This is a genomic window from Streptococcus sanguinis (assembly GCF_050220005.1).
Classification (GTDB): Bacteria; Bacillota; Bacilli; order Lactobacillales; family Streptococcaceae; genus Streptococcus; species Streptococcus sanguinis_Z.
Map to the genome: position 1 here is coordinate 1220207 of NZ_CP071413.1, position 16153 is coordinate 1236359.

Genomic DNA, 16153 nt, shown 5'->3' on the forward strand with positions numbered 1-16153 from the left:
GATGGCCTTTCAAACATCTGTTAGCTTAGCAAACTGTGAATATACCTATTCACTTCACCCAAATGTCAAGAAATTCACCTTGCGCGACAATACTTTCGCTGAAAGCAAGGTTGGCAACTATGAACTCTCTCGTCTGTTGGAATCTGTACCCAATAGCGGAAATGGTTTTCTGCTGAAAATCATCGTCAATAAAGATTTGAATGGTTTCAAAATCAACATCACTGACAAATCAGGCCTGCGCTTGGTCAATATTTTCAAATCAGAAGACCATCACATTATCCAGCAAAAATTTTATTTCTTGATGGATAGCTTGGTTGAAAGAAATATTTTTGAAAAGACACCACAATAAGCAAGATTCTCGCAATTTTGCTTTTTTGATTTAGACTCTTAAAAAAACGAGCTTGACTTCTACTTAGAACACTTGAAGAATATCAAAATGAACATTTAAACAAATGAAAGGATTAACGATGGTTGAACTGACCTATTTGGACTCATATAAGGTGCAACGAACACTCACCTACGACGACTTTGACGAATTTCTTCTAGCCTTCTCTGGCTGCGTCACGGTTCCTGACTCGCTCAAAGTACTTTCTATCACTTATAACGGACACCAGCTGCCTTTTACAGGGCTAATTGGAGACTTGTACCGCCAGATGTACCAGTTAGACTTAACTCCCTATCAGGACTAATCTCTTCGCAACTGCAACATAACTTAAACGTTAACTCTTTTCTTTTTTAGTGCATTAAACATCCTTAATTAGTTGATTTTTTCACAAACTTCCTATAAAATAGAATTAGAAAGGTTGTGATTTTGTGAAAACTGAAAAAAATACTACAATTCCCCGAGCTACTGCTAAAAGGCTATCGCTCTACTATCGTATTTTTAAACGTTTTAATGCTGAGAAGATTGAAAAAGCAAACTCCAAGCAAATTGCAGAAGCCATTGGTATTGACTCTGCTACTGTAAGACGAGATTTTTCTTATTTCGGTGAACTTGGCCGCAGAGGATTTGGTTATGATGTCAAGAAATTGATGAACTTTTTTGCTGACCTCTTGAACGATAATGCTATTACCAATGTCATGATTGTTGGTGTTGGTAATATGGGACGTGCTCTGCTACACTATCGTTTTCATGAGCGCAATAAAATGAAGGTTGTAATGGCTTTTGACGTAGATGACCATCCAGAAGTTGGCAGCACAACCAGCGATGGGATTCCTATCTATGGAATTTCCCAAATCAAAGAAAAAATACAGTCAGGAAATGTGCAAACTGCCATCCTAACTGTACCTAGCGTAAAAGCTCAAGAAGTCGCATCTATCTTAGTTCAGGCTGGTGTCAAGGGCATTCTCTGTTTCTCACCTGTAAACCTATCCCTGCCTAAGGATGTGGTCGTCCAGTATGTTGACCTGACTAGCGAACTGCAGACTCTACTGTACTTCATGAGAAAAAATGATTATTAATTTGAAAGAGGTATTAAACACTCTATGAGTAAACCTATTATTGGAATAACCGGAAATGAAAGAGAAATCCCAGACGATCACTTCATCCATATGAGCTATACGGCGACAGGATTCGTTGAGGGTGTCAAAGAAGTTGGCGGAATTCCAATGATTTTGCCAATCGGTGATGAAGAAATGGCTAAACAGTATGTTTCCATTGTCGATAAATTAATCATCACAGGCGGTCAGAATGTATGCCCTCAATTCTATGGTGAAGAGAAAACCATTGACAGCGATGATTATCTGCTCAAACGAGATATTTTTGAATTAGCTTTAATTAAGGAAGCTCGCCGTCAAAATAAACCAATTTTCACCGTCTGCCGCGGAACCCAACTTTATAATGTAGCCCTAGGAGGTACTCTTCATCAAGATATTGAAGATCATTGGCAAGATAGCTCTGCTGAATACACGACTCAAAGCATGGTGACCAAGAACGGTTCTATTCTGCACGAAATCTATGGACCAGCATCTGAAATCAACTCCTTCCACCATCAGAGTATCAAGGATTTAGCGGCTGGCCTAGAAGTCATTGCCTATGATCCTAGAGATAAAATTATTGAAGCAATAACTTCTACTGACGGCAGTCCATTCCTTGGTGTCCAATGGCACCCAGAGTTCTTGTTTGGCTCCAGAGAAGGAGACCTAGCTCTGTTTGATTATGTTGTCAATACTCTTTAAAAAGCCTCTATTCCTAGATAAACTTCTGTTCTACACGAATAGAAGTTTTTTATATTCAAGTAAATCAAATTATATCATATCTGTCTCCTCTCGGTAGCTATAGTAGTTGGACTTAGACACAATCAAATGATCCAAAAGAACCAAGCCCATCATCTCACATGCTTCTTTCATATGCTGGGTCACCTCATCATCATTCCTGCTGGGAACGACTGAGCCTGATGGATGATTGTGTACCAGTATGATAGATGTCGCCAGATGCTTAAGAGCGTAGTGGAGAATTTCTCTCGGCTCAGCAATGCTTCTGCTTACCGTCCCCATGAAAATTGTCTGCTGGTGAAGAATTTGATTTTGACTATTAAGATAAATAGCAACCAAGCACTCCTGCCTCATATCTCCAAGTTCTTGCTGCATCTTCTGGGCTAATTTTTGACTGCCCATAATCTGCTCTTTCTGCAGAACCTCTGCTCGGTTAATCCGACGTCCTAATTCGATAATGGCCTGCAGCTCCACAGCCTTAATCGGACCGATTCCAGAAATAGTCTGCAATTCCTGCAAAGTTAAATACTTAAGATCGTTCAAACTCGAAATCGATGATAAAATTCTTTGAGAAACTTGAAAAACAGTTTCTTTTTTGTTGCCTGTCCTGAGGAAAATTGATAGAAGCTCTTGGTTACTGAGTTTTTCAGCCCCTTCTCTCATCAAACGCTCCCGCGGCATCATGCTAATATCATCTTGAAATGAAATGCTATACATAGAAACCTCCTTACCTTATTATTCGGAAAAAGAGTCAAAATCAGCAAGAATTGATATAAAAAAACTCCAAAAGTTAGAGTTCTTTCTAACCTTTGGAGTGAAATTTTTTTAGTCTCTTGCCTTTAAATCTGCATTTGATTATAGGACTTACTGAAAGATTCAAGAACATCCTTAGGAGCCTTGTCATACTCGACAGAGCCTTCTAACGTTCCCTTGACAATCGTTCGATTGGTTGCCGCAGCATCCTCACAAGTAACCAAAGTAATCTCTGTGACGCCTTCGGTATCCTCAATCAAATCCGTTCGATCTGGAGTTACCGTTTCAACACTAGTGATTACATAAGTATAGACATGCTCTTTATCAGTAATATAGATCTTCATGCCAGCCTTAGCACGATCCAGTGGGGAGAAGAGCATGTTACTAGCCCCTGTGATGCCAAAGACATGGTGGCTAGCCAAGGCATAATTCCCCTGCCCCATCTGCTGGGTCTCTTTCATCGTACCAGCACCATAATACAATCCAGCATTATCCAGTCCTTTGAAGATTGGCAAATTCATGGAAACTTCTGGAATAGAGATGCCTCCGATAACAGGCAGTTGCTGAGCTTTCCACTGAGCATTGATAACTGCTTCTGTAGAAAGTGACTCTACCTTATTAAAATCAAAGCTAGTCTCAGCATTTTTATTTTTATTAATAGAGTCTTTGGAAACCTTGCTGACCTGATATTGGTTGGTATGCCAAACCATAATCATGTTTCGGATTTGCGCATTAAAGATTAAACCCAGAGCCACAATAATTAATAATGACGCAACAATATTGATAAAAATATTTCTTTTGCTTTTTTGTTTTCTTTTTCGACTTCTTTTTCCTTGTACCATATAGAGGTCCTCTTTTACGATTCGTTTTCTTCCTCTGCTACATCTTCTTTATCATCTGCTTCGACGCTTGTAAAGGTGACAATCTGTGCATTTTGGTCCAGACGCATGACCTTAACTCCCATGGTTGAGCGGCCAGTCTGAGAAATATTCGCCACACTTGTCCGAATGATGACACCAGTATTAGTGATAATCATCAAATCTTCCTCGCCAGTTACTGTCATCAGACCGGCAAGAGGTCCATTCTTATCAGTGATATTGGCTGTTTTAATCCCTTTACCACCACGGCCCTTGGTTGGATACTCACTAGCAAGAGTTCGCTTACCATAGCCTTTTTCGGTGATGACAAGCACTTCGTCTCCCTCAGCAATCACACCAGCTCCAACGACCTGGTCCCCCTCTCGAAGATTGACTCCGCGAACACCAGTCGCTATACGACTCATGCTCCGAACAGCTGTCTCATTGAAGCGGACAGAATAACCAAACTTAGTACCAATGATAACGTCTGCAGCACCGTCCGTCAGAAAAACATTGATTAACTCGTCTTCATCCTTCAAATTCAAAGCCTTGAGTCCGTTCTGACGAATATTAGCAAATTCCGTTACACTGGTCCGTTTGACCACCCCATGACGGGTAGTAAAGAAGAGATAGGAATCATCACTTCGGTCTTGCTGGACATTAATAATGGTCTGAATAGTCTCTCCTTCATCCAACTTTAAGAGATTGACCACCGGCAAGCCCTTAGCTGTCCGACCATACTCAGGAATTTCATATCCTTTGAGACGATAGACTCGGCCTTTGTTAGTAAAGAAGAGCAGTCTATCGTGAGTACTAGTTGAAACCAGCTCTTTGACGAAGTCATCGTCTTTGACGCCAGTTCCTTGAACACCGCGGCCTCCGCGTTTCTGAGCAGTGAATTCAGCCTGATTCAGACGTTTGATATAACCTTTATTAGACAGGGTAATCAAAACATCTGCTTCCTCAATCAAATCTTCATCTTCAAGAGAAAGGACTTCTCCCACCATCAGCTCAGTTCGGCGGTCATCCGCAAATTTACGTTTGACCTCGTCTAACTCTTCTTTGATAATAGCGATAACGCGCTCTGGCTTAGCCAAGATATCAGCCAAGTCCGCAATCAAAGCAATCAGCTCATCGTACTCTGACTGAATCTTATCTCGTTCCAAACCAGTCAGACGACGCAGACGCATATCAAGGATAGCCTGACTCTGGCGCTCAGACAGTTCAAACTTAGCCATCAATTCAGCCTGTGCTTCTGCGTCCGTCTCGCTATTACGGATAATGCGAATCACTTCATCAATGTGATCCAGCGCAATCAGCAAACCAGCCAAGATATGAGCTCGAGCTTCTGCCTTTTCTTTATCGAAGACCGTCCGTCGAGTCACCACTTCCTTTTGGTGCTCAATGTAAGCCAACAAAATCTCACGAAGAGACAGAATCTTCGGCACACCATTTTGAATGGCCAGCATATTGAAGCTGAAATTGGTCTGCATCTGGGTCAGCTTAAAAAGGTTATTTAGAATGACATGAGCAGAGGCATCACGACGAACCTCAATGACAAAACGAACTCCTTCACGGTTGGACTCATCACGAACAGCTGTGATACCGTCAATGCGTTTTTCCTGCACTAGGCGAACAATATGCTCATGGACCTTAGTCTTATTAACCATGTATGGAAACTCGGTTACGACAATTCGCTCACGGCCATTTTTCATCTCTTCAATTTCAGTGCGAGAACGAAGAACAATCGAACCCTTCCCTGTTTCATAAGCCCGGTGAATACCAGACTTACCCATAACCAGTGCACCTGTAGGAAAATCTGGTCCAGGCAGGACTTCCATAATATCGCGAGTTGTTGCATCCGGATTGTCCATAACAAGCTTAACTGCATCAATAGACTCACCAAGATTATGTGGTGGGATATTGGTCGCCATCCCAACCGCAATCCCTGTCGCACCATTTACAAGTAAGTTAGGGAAGCGAGCAGGAAGAACTACAGGCTCTCTCTCGCTGGCATCATAGTTGTCAATATAATCAACAGTGTTTTTATTAATATCACGAAGCATCTCCAGAGCAATCTTGCTCATCCGTGCTTCTGTATAACGCTGGGCAGCGGCTCCGTCTCCATCCATAGAACCGAAGTTCCCATGGCCGTCTACTAGCATATAACGATAGCTCCACCATTGAGCCATCCGCACCATCGCTTCATAAATAGAGGAGTCACCATGCGGGTGATACTTACCCATGACATCCCCAGTGATTCGAGCTGATTTCTTGTGAGGCTTCTCAGGCGTCACGCCCAGCTCATTCATACCATAGAGAATCCGACGGTGAACTGGTTTGAGACCATCACGAACATCTGGAAGTGCCCGAGCCACGATAACACTCATAGCGTAATCGATGAAACTAGTCTTCATTTCACTAGTCAGATTAACATTCACTAAGTTTCTGTCTTGCATTAAAAAATGCCTTTCTTTCATATTAAACTATCCTAATTATACCACATTTTCTTTAATTTTTCAGTATTTTGAACCGTTTGTAAAAACGTTTACATCACTAGATATACAAGTTGACCGTGACAAAATATGTCAAAAGTGGTAGAATGAATGTGTATGGGAAATCTTCCCTAAAAAAATAAGGAGATGTTTAGAAATGACTGCTACTAAACAACATAAAAAAGTCATCCTTGTCGGTGACGGTGCTGTAGGTTCATCTTACGCATTTGCTCTTGTAACCCAAGGTATTGCTCAAGAACTTGGTATCATTGAAATTCCTCAATTATTTGAAAAAGCTGTCGGTGATGCTGAAGACCTTAGTCATGCCCTTGCCTTCACTTCACCTAAGAAAATCTACGCAGCTACTTATGCAGACTGTGCAGATGCAGACCTGGTTGTTATCACTGCAGGTGCACCTCAAAAACCAGGCGAAACTCGTCTTGACCTTGTTGGTAAAAACTTGGCTATCAACAAATCTATCGTTACTCAAGTCGTAGAATCAGGCTTCAACGGTATCTTCCTTGTTGCTGCTAACCCAGTGGACGTTTTGACATACTCAACTTGGAAATTCTCTGGTTTCCCTAAAGAGCGCGTTATCGGTTCAGGTACTTCACTTGACTCAGCTCGCTTCCGTCAAGCTCTTGCTGAAAAGATTGGCATCGATGCTCGTTCTGTCCATGCCTACATCATGGGTGAGCATGGTGACTCTGAGTTTGCCGTTTGGTCACATGCTAACGTTGCAGGTGTGAAATTGGAGCAATGGTTGCAAGCTAACCGTGACTTGAATGAACAAGACTTGGTTGATCTTTTCATCTCCGTTCGTGATGCAGCTTACTCTATCATCAACAAAAAAGGTGCAACTTACTACGGTATCGCGGTTGCTTTGGCTCGTATCACAAAAGCTATCCTTGACGATGAAAATGCTGTATTGCCTTTGTCAGTCTTCCAAGAAGGCCAATATGGTGTTGAAAATGTCTTCATTGGTCAGCCTGCTATCGTTGGTGCTCACGGTATCGTACGTCCAGTAAACATCCCATTGAACGATGCTGAAACTCAAAAAATGCAAGCTTCTGCTAAAGAATTGCAAGCAATTATTGATGAAGCATGGAAGAATCCTGAATTCCAAGAAGCATCTAAAAACTAATTATAAAAAAACATCTCCTGATAAAAGGGGATGTTTTTTGTTGCTTTATACAGATTTGTCAGTAAAAACATCAATCAAATAAGGCACAACGAGATCACTCTCTATGTCTTCTAAAGAAGAAATCCAGACAAAGTCTGTATGCTCTTCCGCATCCAATATAATATCGCGCTCTGCCAAAATTTCGCCAGCATAAACTAGGCGTGTAAAGACAGTATCTTTGCTAGAGTCGAATTGACTATCTTCATGGATAATCTTATTAATCCGAATCTTTTGATTAACCTCCTCCATAGCCTCACGTAGAGCAGCCTCTCTAGGCAGTTCATTCTCTTCTACACTCCCACCAGGAATGTCCCAATAAGATGGATAGACATTAGGACGACCTCGCTTTATTTTCGAGCGTTTGATAAGCAAATACTTCCCGTCTTTCTCGATTAAGGTATGGGCGATTAATTTTACTGTCATTGCATGTTCCTCCAAAAAAAGAGCAAAAAAAGACTCCGAAGAGTCCAATTTTAAGTCATCCACCCTGAGAGAATCGAACTCCCATCTCAAGAACCGGAATCTTGCGTGATATCCATTACACTAAGGGTGGCAACTAATTCATTATAACTGATTTTCTTTGAAAATACAAGTGAAAATCAGAAAAAGAAGTTGACATTTCTCAACTTCTTTTATCTAATTACAATTCAATATCGCCAAACAAATCAGCCATTGAGAATCCAGTTTGAGTTTCTGGAAGTTCAAAGTCATGTTTTTCTTGACGTTTTGGACGACGAGGACGTGATTGACGTTTCTCATCTTTTTGTCCTTCTTCTTGAGCTGGGCGTTCTTCAAGAGCCTTGATAGAAAGTGAAACACGCTCATCAGCAGCATTCACTTCAAGAACCTTAACAGTCACTTCTTGACCAACCTTAAGGGCATCTTTAGGGCTTTCAACACGTTTGTGTGAAATTTGTGAAATGTGAACCAATCCATCGATACCTGGCAATACTTCAACGAAAGCACCAAAATCAGTCAAACGTTTTACAGTTCCTTCGATCACATCGCCAGCAGCAAGTTTTTGTTCAACGCCATCCCATGGTCCAGGTGTTGTTGCTTTAAGAGAGAGGGATACGCGTCCTTCTTCTTCGTTCAAGTCAAGAACTTTCACTTCAATTTCATCACCAACTGATACAACAGACTTAGGTGATACGTTGCGTTCATGTGACAATTCAGTCAAGTGAACCAATCCGTCAACTCCGCCAAGGTCAATGAAAGCACCGAAGCTAGTGATGCGAGCAACTTTACCAGTTACAACATCGCCAACATTCAACTTACCAAAGACTTCAGCACGTGCTGCTGCAGCTTCAGCTTCTACAACTTCACGACGAGAAAGGATGAAGCGGTTTTCTTTTGGATCTACTTCTTTGATCTTAGCATCAAACTCTTGACCTACAAAACGCTCAGTGTTGCGAACGAAACGAGTATCAAGCATTGAAGCAGGGATAAATCCACGAAGTCCTTCAAACTCAACTGAAAGTCCACCTTTAACAGCACGAGTGCCCTTAACAGTGACAACTTCTTCTTCACGACCAACCAATTTGTCCCAAGCTTTGCGAGCTTCCAAACGTTTTTTAGATACCAGGTAAGTTACGGTGTCTGTATCTTTACCTACTACTTGACGAAGAACAAGCAATTCAAGTGTTTCACCTGGTTTTACAAGGTCGTTGATATCAGCGTCGCGGTCATTTGTCAACTCACGAAGAGTCAAAACACCTTCAACACCAGTTCCAGCGATTGCAACATTAGCTTGGTTAGCGTCAACAGTCAATACTTCAGCAGTAACGACGTCACCTGGCTCAACTTGGCTAACACTGTTTAGCAAATCTTCAAATTCATTCATCTAAAAAAATCCTCCAACAATCAAGCTTACGCTTGACATACTACTTATTTATTTTCCTAAGCACCCGCAAATGACATTGATCTATCGTTAACGATTTCCATCCTATAAAGAAATAAAACACCTAAAGACATTTTATTATTTTATCAGATCTATTACCTAAGAACTGGGGTAGCTGGATTCGAACCAACGCATGAGGGAGTCAAAGTCCCTTGCCTTACCGCTTGGCTATACCCCATTAATATAAAGAATGGAGAGAGAGGGATTCGAACCCCCGAACCCGAAGGAGCGGATTTACAGTCCGCCGCGTTTAGCCTCTTCGCTATCTCTCCGACAATCAACGCTATCTATTATAACATTGATACAATGAAAATGCAAGCCCTATTTGCTTAAATTATAGGTTTCAATCAAAGTTTCCACGGCTCTTTCAAGTTTTTTATAAAAACTTTCAGCATTTCCATTTTTGATAATTGCAAACTGGCCATCTAGCTCGGCTATCTCTCCGATAACCTTCTTGCCAATAGCAAGACTGTAACCGTCAAATTGGTCTGCTCCGACTTTCACTTTGCTATCTGTGATTTGAATTTCAATTTTTTTATCTTTTTTACTCATAACTTACCTCTTTCAAATTTCTATTGTACACGAAAAAGGTTGACTTCGCAAGCTATCTTAGGCTAGAATTGCAGAAAAAAACTGCCCAATCAAGGACAGTTTTTAGATTATACTTTAATAATCCAACCTTCTGGTGCTTCAACATCGCCGAATTGGATACCAGTCAATTCGTCATACAGCTTGCGAGTGACTGGACCGACTTCAGTCTCGCTATAAAAGACATGGAAATCATCTCCATGCTGGATACCACCGATAGGAGAGATGACTGCAGCTGTTCCACAAGCGCCAGCTTCAGTAAATTTACCCAAGTCTGCCAGAGGAACGTCTCCTTCAATTGGTTTGAGCCCTAGTCTATGCTCTGCCAGATAAAGCAAAGAATACTTGGTGATGGATGGCAAGATAGACGGACTGAGCGGTGTTACAAACTCATTATCCTTGGTGATACCAAAGAAATTGGCAGAACCCACTTCTTCAATCTTGGTATGGGTTGCTGGATCCAGATAAATCACATCAGAGAAATGCTTATCCTTAGCAATCTTTCCTGGTAATAAGCTAGCAGCGTAATTGCCTCCAACTTTTGCCGCACCAGTTCCGTGCGGTGCCGCGCGATCATAGTCATCTGAGACAATGAAGTTAGTTGGAGTCAGACCGCCTTTGAAGTAATTGCCGACCGGCATTACAAAGATTGTGAAAATGTATTCTTCAGCTGGTTTCACGCCAATAATATCGCCGACTCCAATCAAGAGAGGTCGAATGTAAAGAGTTCCACCTGTTCCATAAGGTGGAACATATTCTTCATTAGCTCGGACAACCTGCTTAACTGCATCCACAAACATTTCTGTAGGAATTTGCGGCATGAGCAAGCGATCAGCTGTTCGTTGCAGACGCTCCGCATTTTTATCCGGACGGAAGAGTTGAATACTGCCGTCCTTAGTTCGATAAGCCTTCAGACCTTCAAAAGCCTGCTGGCCGTAGTGAAGGCTAGGAGACGACTCAGAGATATGGAGCGTAGCGTCCTCTGTTAACGTTCCTTCTTCCCACTGGCCATTGCGATAGTATGCTATGTAGCGATAAGGCAGTTTCATATATGAGAATCCTAGATTTTCCCAGTCAAGATTTACAGTCATTGTCTTTCTCCTCTTCTTCCAAACTTCATTTTTAGATACTCCCTATTTTACACCTTTTTAAGATATTTTCAAGTATTATTTTCAATTTTCAGAAAATTTTGTTATTCAGACTTTTTCCTGCTATCAAACTTTTAGAAATTGAAAAAAACCAGCTCTTGTGAACTGGTTTGATAATTACTTGATATAAGCTGAGAAGACTTCTTCATCTGAAATGGTATCAGAAATGAAACTTCCATTGCTAGTTCTCTCAGACAGGCTGAGGTCAGCCAGATTGATCTCATAGGCAGTTCCTTTATTGGAAAGCACCTGCAAAATCTGCTCCTCACTAGCTTCTGCTTCTGTTGTGAAGAGATCAAAGTCCACTGCTTCGCCAAAGACAGGTCCAGCTGCAAAGACACGATGTGGCTTGGTCTTAAGCTCTCTCAGAACTTGAAGACCACGATTTGCCCGACTGGTAACAGGAATATCAGCGACTGCCATACGCTTGAGCGAACCTCGCTGAGTCAGGAGGTAAAGCGAGTCAGTATTGGCGATAAAGGCTGCCGCTAGGACATCGTCCTTCTTGAGGTTGATGGCTTTAACCCCAGCCGCCTTAGCTCCGATGACAGGAACTTCCTCAATATTGAAGCGCAGTGCATAGCCATTCTTGGTCACGAGCATAACATCATCCAGCTTAATCGGTGCCAGAGCAATGACCCGGTCGTCTTCATTTTTCAGTTTAGCAAACTTGAGCGACTTAGACTTGTAGGTCCGCCAAGGACTAAATTCCTTGCGCTCTACACGCTTGATTTGACCTAACTTGGTTGCTGCAAAGTAAGTCCCCTCTTCAAAGCTGTCAAGCAATTCTGTATAGATAACCTCTTCCTTGGTGTCAAAGTTACTGATGGTCTGGCTGAGGTGTTCTCCGATTTCTTTCCAGCGGATATCTGACAGCTCATGAACAGGCCGGTAAATAACATTTCCCAGGCTAGTGAAAATCAATAAATGCTGAGTCGTCTTGGCTGCACTGACGAAAATCAGTCGGTCATCGTCACGCTTGCCCATCTCCTCTAGGGTCGAAGCTGAGAAGGAACGCGGACTGGTCCGCTTGATATAACCAGAACGTGTCACGCTGACATAGGTCTCTTCCTCAACAATCAGACTAGCTGTATCAATCTCAATAGCGTTTGCCGTATCCTGCAGCTCACTGATACGCGGATTGCCAAACTTCTTCTTGACATCGCGGAGCTCCCGCTTCATGAGGTTATACATAGTGCGCTCATCGCCGATAATGGCTGCTAGCATGGCAATCTTCTCGCGCAGCTCTGCTTCTTCCTCTTCCAGAACCACTACGTCTGTATTTGTCAAACGGTAGAGTTGGAGAGTGACGATAGCCTCAGCCTGCTCCTCGGTGAAATCATAGCTAACCTTAAGATTTTCCTTGGCGTCTGCTTTGTTTTCGGAAGCACGAATCAGGGCAATCACCTCGTCCAAGATGGAAAGCACCCGAATCAGTCCTTCCACGATATGAAGTCGTTTCTCAGCCTTAGCCTTGTCAAAGCGGCTTCGAGCCAGAATAATCTCCTTGCGGTGGGCAATATAACTGGTCAAGATTGGTACAATCCCCACCAAACGAGGCGTGAAATTGTCGATTGCCACCATGTTGAAGTTATAATTGACTTGCAGATCAGTGTATTTGAAAAGGTAATTGAGAATTAGCTCGGTATTAGCATCTTTCTTAAGTTCAATAGCAATGCGAAGACCGTCCCGGTCCGATTCGTCCCGCACTTCAGCAATGCCAGCCACCTTATTATTGACCCGCACATCGTCAATCTTCTTGACCAAGACCGCTTTATTAATCTCGTAAGGAATCTCGGTGATGACGATTTGCTCTTTTCCGCCCTTCAGCTTTTCAATCTCAGTTCTGGAGCGCACCACGACGCGACCTTTACCAGTCTCATAGGCTTTCTTGATCTCATCACGACCTTGGACAATGGCTCCTGTCGGGAAGTCTGGACCAGGCAGAAACTCCATGAGTTTGTCCACCTTGGCAGACGGATGGTCAATCATATAGATGACCGCGTCAATGACTTCGGCTAGATTATGAGGTGGAATGTCGGTTGCATAACCAGCGGAAATCCCAGTTGCTCCATTGACCAAGAGGTTAGGGAAGGCTGCCGGCAGAACAGTCGGCTCCTTCTCGGTATCATCAAAGTTCCAAGCAAAAGGAACGGTATCTTTCTCGATATCCTGCAAAAGATAGCCAGCCATCTCAGACAACCGCGCCTCAGTATAACGCATAGCCGCTGGTGGATCACCGTCCATGGAACCGTTGTTTCCGTGCATCTCAACGAGAATCTCACGGTTTTTCCAGTCCTGAGACATGCGAACCATGGCATCGTAGATGGAGCTGTCACCGTGGGGGTGGAAATTCCCCATGATGTTCCCGACAGACTTGGCTGACTTGCGGTAGCCCTTGTCAAAGGTATTGCCGTCCTTGTTCATGGAATAAAGAATACGGCGCTGCACAGGCTTCAAGCCATCTCGAATGTCCGGCAAGGCCCGCTCTTGAATGATGTATTTGGAGTAGCGACCAAAACGCTCTCCCATGATGTCCTCAAGGGACATGTTTTGAATATTGGACATAATAATTCTCTTTTTATTTTTCTTTTTAATAATAACTAGAAGCTAAGCCTCTCTTTAGCATACTCAATCATCTTCTCTGCAGTTGCTTTGTCATAATAGAAACCAGTTTTGAGAGAGAAAGCTTGTGCTTCTTTATGGAAAAAGCCTATGGTAGCTAAGAGAGACTTGGTGAGGCTTTTCTGGTCAGAAAAGTCAAGCAAAGCTGTAAATTCTTTCTCTTTCTCAGCAGGCAAATGCTGAAAGAGATACTTGTAGTTCTTGCCAACGTCGACCGTCCCCTTGTCTGCTGCTTGCCAAGCTAAAAGCTTAAGCAATTCTTGCTGACAGATTCCATACAGATGATCCGTCGCATAGACCAGGTGGTTTCGATGAATGCCCTTGACCACATAGGCTGAGACCCACCAGAATTCATTGCAGGATTTGTCAAAGTCAGTCGCACTGGCTGGTGCCGTCCAATAGCGCTTGGGTGTCGGTGCATAAGGAGCAAACAGCCCCTGCGGGTCATCCAGCACTGTGAAATCCGCTTCGCTATCCACCCACTCTTTGATGTGCTCCTTTGGGCAAAGGGTCAAATCTATCCGATTACCATCTTCAAAGAGCATGAGATAGAGGCGTCGATGGTCTAGTAGGACATGCTGCTCAATCATGCGCTTGCCAAACCGGTCCAACCAAGCAAGGTCAGCCACCAGAGCATCCAAATCCTCCACAATATAGACCACATCATAGTCTTGGAACTCGTCCTTGGGAGCCTTTGGGTTTGTCCGCGATCCGGACATAGCGACAGCGTCAACCTGTAGCGCTTTTGCTGTTTGCAAAATCACATCAAACATCTCGGTTTCAGTTCTCATGGGAATACCTGCCTTTTTAGGAGAAACTCTTGATTCTGTAGAGGACATGTCTATAAAGCGGACTGTCAGCAGGGACTTTTTCATTATCAAATTCTTTGACAAATTCCATGTCTAGCTTTTGCATGACTTTTTGCGAAGGGAGATTGAGTAAGGATGTAAAAGAGTAAACTTCTGATAAGCCAGCTTGCTGAAAAGCAAAGTCTAGACAGGCTTGGGCAGCCTCTGTCGCATAACCACGATTCCAAAACTCTTTTCGCAGACGCCAGCCTATTTCTACAGCTTTTTTTCCAGCAAAAATCTGTAAATCCGAATGGTGCAGACCTACCAAGCCGATAAACTCCTGACTGGACTTTTCTTCAACAGCCCAAAGACTGTAGCCATAAGCCTTAACTTCATCTTGAATGCCCTGATAAAGCCGCAAGGACTCCGCTTGACTATATGGCTTTGGGAAATACTGCATGACCTCTGGATCCTGATTCAGAGCAATCAAAGCCGGCAAATCAGATTCCTGCAAGTCCCGTAAAATGAGACGGTCAGTTTCAAGCATTGTCATCTAATCACTCCTCTGCAAACTTTCTTATCTCACAAGTCCTCAGCTTTGTATAGGCTATAGCCTTCATAGTAGTAACTATGGTCTACGCCCTTCATGTAGAGGTTACGGTTATGAATGTCCTTTGTGAGGGCTTGCTTGAGGACATGCTTGATTTCTGTATCTCGAATGGGGCTGCGCTCCATAGCCAAAAGGTAATCTTCCTTATCTACTTGAGACCAGTCCACGACTTGCCCCAGCTCAGCCTTTAGTAGGTGGTCCAGCCAAAGCCTCATGCTCCTACCATTTCCCTCGCGGAAAGGATGGGCAATATTTAGCTCCACATACTTTTCGACAATCTGATCAAAGGTCTGCTGAGGCATGCGGTCAACATTTTCCAAGGAAGCTGCCAGATACATGACAGGCGCAAAGCGAAAATTCCCTTTGGAGAGATTGACTGTCCGAATCCGGCCAGCGAAGTCATAGATTTCTTCAAACAAGAAAGCATGAATAAAGGCCAGAGTGGCATAGGTGCCAGCTGCTTTATCGTCCAGAAGCTGCTCTTCAAAAAGCTCTTTAGCTCGGGTCTTGCTGATTTTTTCTTCCATCTTGGCTAGTTCAAGCGAATCCGTCAGACCCAGTTTATTGTCAAGCGTCATTGGCTTGCTCCTCTCATTCAGATTTTCTAAATCCTGTACCAACAGGCTTAAAACCTACTGCCCGATAAAATCCATCTGCTTCAGATATTAATTCAATCCGTGTCAAAGGATATTTTTTGTGGATCTCCTCAATCAGCTGCCGCCCTAAACCTTTTCCTCGACAGGATTTCTCAATGATTATTTCAGCTAAAAATGTTGTCAGCACTTCATCCGTCAGATAACGGGCAAAGCCAAGGATTTTCTGGTCCTCTTCAAGCACCAAGTAATGAGACAGATTTGTTGAAAATAGAGATGTCACTTTTTCCTCTGTAAAAGAAAGCCATTTTTCACTTTGATAAAGGCTATAAATAGCTTGACAATCTTTTCTGCTTGCAGGTCTGATAATCATCTTCTATTCCTCCAAATCTGTCA

General features: G+C 42.9%; 16 protein-coding genes, 3 tRNA genes and 1 pseudogene. 5 read left to right on the forward strand and 15 right to left on the reverse strand.

Translation table 11 applies throughout. From position 1 onward, the window contains the following. Position 1 precedes the first annotated feature (1 nt). From J1C86_RS05845 to J1C86_RS05860, 4 genes are all read left to right on the forward strand, one after another. On the forward strand, positions 2-349 hold the full coding sequence (locus J1C86_RS05845) for a DUF1831 domain-containing protein (protein ID WP_002902952.1): 348 nt from the start codon (positions 2-4) through the stop codon (positions 347-349). Positions 350-467: 118 nt separating this feature from the next. Continuing rightward, entirely contained in the window at positions 468-689 is a 222-nt protein-coding gene (locus J1C86_RS05850) for a DUF4649 family protein (RefSeq protein ID WP_125409437.1), read from the forward strand. 124 nt (positions 690-813) lie between these two features. After that, positions 814-1461 carry a redox-sensing transcriptional repressor Rex gene (locus tag J1C86_RS05855; protein ID WP_060976342.1) on the forward strand — a complete coding sequence of 216 codons (648 nt, stop codon included), beginning with the start codon at positions 814-816 and terminating at the stop codon, positions 1459-1461. 24 nt (positions 1462-1485) lie between these two features. After that, positions 1486-2178 (forward strand): gamma-glutamyl-gamma-aminobutyrate hydrolase family protein, encoded by a 693-nt coding sequence (locus J1C86_RS05860; protein ID WP_060976341.1) that lies wholly within the window; start codon positions 1486-1488, stop codon positions 2176-2178. A gap of 69 nt (positions 2179-2247) precedes the next feature. On the opposite strand, the gene radC is transcribed toward J1C86_RS05860, so the two are convergent. From radC to gyrA, 3 genes are all read right to left on the reverse strand, one after another. Beyond that, complete coding sequence (gene radC / locus J1C86_RS05865; protein ID WP_002900302.1) at positions 2248-2931, reverse strand: RadC family protein; 684 nt, start codon at positions 2929-2931, stop codon at positions 2248-2250. Between the two features lie 122 nt (positions 2932-3053). Beyond that, positions 3054-3809 carry a class A sortase gene (locus J1C86_RS05870; protein WP_002904537.1) on the reverse strand — a complete coding sequence of 252 codons (756 nt, stop codon included), beginning with the start codon at positions 3807-3809 and terminating at the stop codon, positions 3054-3056. Positions 3810-3823: 14 nt separating this feature from the next. Continuing rightward, positions 3824-6283, reverse strand: a complete 2460-nt coding sequence (gene gyrA, locus J1C86_RS05875) for a DNA gyrase subunit A (RefSeq protein WP_221761857.1) — start codon at positions 6281-6283, stop codon at positions 3824-3826. Positions 6284-6476: 193 nt separating this feature from the next. On the opposite strand from gyrA, the gene J1C86_RS05880 reads away from it, so the two are divergent. Further along, positions 6477-7463: an L-lactate dehydrogenase gene (locus J1C86_RS05880; RefSeq protein ID WP_009660370.1), complete on the forward strand. Its 987-nt coding sequence runs from the start codon at positions 6477-6479 to the stop codon at positions 7461-7463. A 45-nt stretch (positions 7464-7508) separates the two neighbouring features. Here J1C86_RS05880 and J1C86_RS05885 read toward each other — a convergent pair whose 3' ends face one another. From J1C86_RS05885 to J1C86_RS05940, 12 genes and pseudogenes are all read right to left on the reverse strand, one after another. Further along, on the reverse strand, positions 7509-7925 hold the full coding sequence (locus J1C86_RS05885; protein ID WP_009660441.1) for an NUDIX hydrolase: 417 nt from the start codon (positions 7923-7925) through the stop codon (positions 7509-7511). A gap of 58 nt (positions 7926-7983) precedes the next feature. After that, a tRNA-Arg gene (locus J1C86_RS05890) sits at positions 7984-8055 on the reverse strand. A gap of 87 nt (positions 8056-8142) precedes the next feature. Further along, on the reverse strand, positions 8143-9345 hold the full coding sequence (rpsA, locus tag J1C86_RS05895) for a 30S ribosomal protein S1 (RefSeq protein ID WP_427150782.1): 1203 nt from the start codon (positions 9343-9345) through the stop codon (positions 8143-8145). Between the two features lie 163 nt (positions 9346-9508). Then, a tRNA-Gln gene (locus J1C86_RS05900) sits at positions 9509-9580 on the reverse strand. 13 nt (positions 9581-9593) lie between these two features. Continuing rightward, a tRNA-Tyr gene (locus tag J1C86_RS05905) sits at positions 9594-9674 on the reverse strand. A 49-nt stretch (positions 9675-9723) separates the two neighbouring features. Then, a complete protein-coding gene (locus J1C86_RS05910) occupies positions 9724-9954 on the reverse strand; it encodes a DUF2969 domain-containing protein (RefSeq protein WP_002895433.1) in 231 nt (76 codons plus the stop codon). 107 nt (positions 9955-10061) lie between these two features. Beyond that, positions 10062-11087 (reverse strand): annotated as a pseudogene (locus J1C86_RS05915) (branched-chain amino acid aminotransferase); the annotation flags it as partial. A 168-nt stretch (positions 11088-11255) separates the two neighbouring features. Next, positions 11256-13706 carry a DNA topoisomerase IV subunit A gene (gene parC / locus J1C86_RS05920; RefSeq protein WP_125409418.1) on the reverse strand — a complete coding sequence of 817 codons (2451 nt, stop codon included), beginning with the start codon at positions 13704-13706 and terminating at the stop codon, positions 11256-11258. A gap of 35 nt (positions 13707-13741) precedes the next feature. Then, positions 13742-14554 (reverse strand): aminoglycoside 6-adenylyltransferase, encoded by an 813-nt coding sequence (locus tag J1C86_RS05925; protein WP_125409416.1) that lies wholly within the window; start codon positions 14552-14554, stop codon positions 13742-13744. 16 nt (positions 14555-14570) lie between these two features. Next, the gene (locus J1C86_RS05930) at positions 14571-15107 is read right to left on the reverse strand and encodes a GNAT family N-acetyltransferase (RefSeq protein WP_125409414.1); all 537 of its coding nucleotides are present in this window, start codon (positions 15105-15107) and stop codon (positions 14571-14573) included. A gap of 29 nt (positions 15108-15136) precedes the next feature. Beyond that, on the reverse strand, positions 15137-15742 hold the full coding sequence (fic, locus tag J1C86_RS05935; protein WP_125409412.1) for a protein adenylyltransferase Fic: 606 nt from the start codon (positions 15740-15742) through the stop codon (positions 15137-15139). Between the two features lie 13 nt (positions 15743-15755). Next, positions 15756-16130 carry a GNAT family N-acetyltransferase gene (locus J1C86_RS05940; protein ID WP_125409410.1) on the reverse strand — a complete coding sequence of 125 codons (375 nt, stop codon included), beginning with the start codon at positions 16128-16130 and terminating at the stop codon, positions 15756-15758. Positions 16131-16153 lie beyond the last annotated feature (23 nt).

Excerpts from the sequence above, each read along its gene's own strand:
- J1C86_RS05845 (WP_002902952.1), top strand. The coding sequence starts at position 2 with ATGGCCTTTCAAACATCTGTTAGCTTAGCAAACTGTGAATATACCTAT.
- J1C86_RS05850 (WP_125409437.1), top strand. The coding sequence starts at position 468 with ATGGTTGAACTGACCTATTTGGACTCATATAAGGTGCAACGAACACTC.
- J1C86_RS05860 (WP_060976341.1), top strand. The coding sequence starts at position 1,486 with ATGAGTAAACCTATTATTGGAATAACCGGAAATGAAAGAGAAATCCCA.
- radC (WP_002900302.1), bottom strand. The coding sequence starts at position 2,931 with ATGTATAGCATTTCATTTCAAGATGATATTAGCATGATGCCGCGGGAG.
- J1C86_RS05870 (WP_002904537.1), bottom strand. The coding sequence starts at position 3,809 with ATGGTACAAGGAAAAAGAAGTCGAAAAAGAAAACAAAAAAGCAAAAGA.
- gyrA (WP_221761857.1), bottom strand. The coding sequence starts at position 6,283 with ATGCAAGACAGAAACTTAGTGAATGTTAATCTGACTAGTGAAATGAAG.
- J1C86_RS05880 (WP_009660370.1), top strand. The coding sequence starts at position 6,477 with ATGACTGCTACTAAACAACATAAAAAAGTCATCCTTGTCGGTGACGGT.
- J1C86_RS05885 (WP_009660441.1), bottom strand. The coding sequence starts at position 7,925 with ATGACAGTAAAATTAATCGCCCATACCTTAATCGAGAAAGACGGGAAG.
- rpsA (WP_427150782.1), bottom strand. The coding sequence starts at position 9,345 with ATGAATGAATTTGAAGATTTGCTAAACAGTGTTAGCCAAGTTGAGCCA.
- J1C86_RS05910 (WP_002895433.1), bottom strand. The coding sequence starts at position 9,954 with ATGAGTAAAAAAGATAAAAAAATTGAAATTCAAATCACAGATAGCAAA.
- parC (WP_125409418.1), bottom strand. The coding sequence starts at position 13,706 with ATGTCCAATATTCAAAACATGTCCCTTGAGGACATCATGGGAGAGCGT.
- J1C86_RS05925 (WP_125409416.1), bottom strand. The coding sequence starts at position 14,554 with ATGAGAACTGAAACCGAGATGTTTGATGTGATTTTGCAAACAGCAAAA.
- J1C86_RS05930 (WP_125409414.1), bottom strand. The coding sequence starts at position 15,107 with ATGACAATGCTTGAAACTGACCGTCTCATTTTACGGGACTTGCAGGAA.
- fic (WP_125409412.1), bottom strand. The coding sequence starts at position 15,742 with ATGACGCTTGACAATAAACTGGGTCTGACGGATTCGCTTGAACTAGCC.
- J1C86_RS05940 (WP_125409410.1), bottom strand. The coding sequence starts at position 16,130 with ATGATTATCAGACCTGCAAGCAGAAAAGATTGTCAAGCTATTTATAGC.